Here is a 1048-nt window from a genome sequence, read left to right as displayed (position 1 = left end):
GGGTTATTTTATTATTTACGGTGGTTATTTGGTTGTTAGTATCAGTTTTATTATCACTGATCTGCTTAGTTAAATCTGTTTTTGCAGTATTTAATGCATTATTCGTATCAATTAAGTCTTGAGTGTTTTTAGCGACATTAGTATTGGTGGTGGATAGCTGTTTAAAGTTAACGGCGTCATTATCTGCGCTACCCGCATCAATATTGGTGAGCTTACGCTTTATTGTATCGTTACCAAAGGAGACTTCATTAACATTTGAAGCTACGGAAGAACGACCAATCGCGACGGCATTACTGGCGGTAGCTTTACTGGAAACACCGATAGCGACCCCTCCGTCTGCGGTATCGGATGCTAATGCAGCTCGACCAATCGCGACACCATTATTTTCAGCAACTGCACTGCGCCCAACGCTGGTACTTAAGTTATTTGCGATGGTAGCAACCCCTACCGCAGTACCCCCGGAGCTGACATAAGTTCCGGCACCAAATGCAGTGTTACCAAAACCATAAGCGACTGAATTTGGACCGAAAACCACGGTTCCGCCTGTGGCTGTGGTTCTTGAGTCCGTTGATGAGTTCGCGATAGATGAATCTTTGCCCACAACAATGGTTTCAGACAAATAAAGGTTAGATAAGTTATTTGGATTCCATTTAGCATGAGGGAAATATTTTTTATAGATATCGATGTTATAAACGGCGACCATGTTTTCGTCGTCATCGACTCTTACTGTTAATTTATCACTAACCACCGCATTAGCGATGAATGGAAATAAACCGGATAAAATAATTACAATGTTTTTTATATTGAATATTCTTAAAATATTCTCTTTTTTACTATTATCTTTGTTTTTTGGATTAATCTTATTGTCTGTTGAGTTTTTTAATTTAGATCCGGATTGCGTTATTTCAGGTACGGCAACCCACGACTTTATCGCGTCGTTCCAAATAGTTTTATAAACTTTATTCATAATGATTTCCTATGAAATAGGGCATTGCTGCGTGTAGGGTTAATTAATCTACGTAAGGTTTGCGTAGATATTGAATTATTG

General features: G+C 38.6%; 1 protein-coding gene. It reads right to left on the bottom strand.

Translation table 11 applies throughout. The annotated features are described in order from the left end of the window. Positions 1-967, bottom strand: a 967-nt coding sequence (locus JK188_RS17530; RefSeq protein WP_283092667.1) for an ESPR domain-containing protein, incomplete at its 3' end; no start/stop codon positions are given. Positions 968-1048 lie beyond the last annotated feature (81 nt).

This window comes from Providencia sp. JGM181, from assembly GCF_018257375.1.
GTDB lineage: Bacteria > Pseudomonadota > Gammaproteobacteria > Enterobacterales > Enterobacteriaceae > Providencia > Providencia lanzhouensis.
Note: the sequence above shows the minus strand (reverse complement) of the source record. Positions and strands in the feature narration are given on the sequence as shown.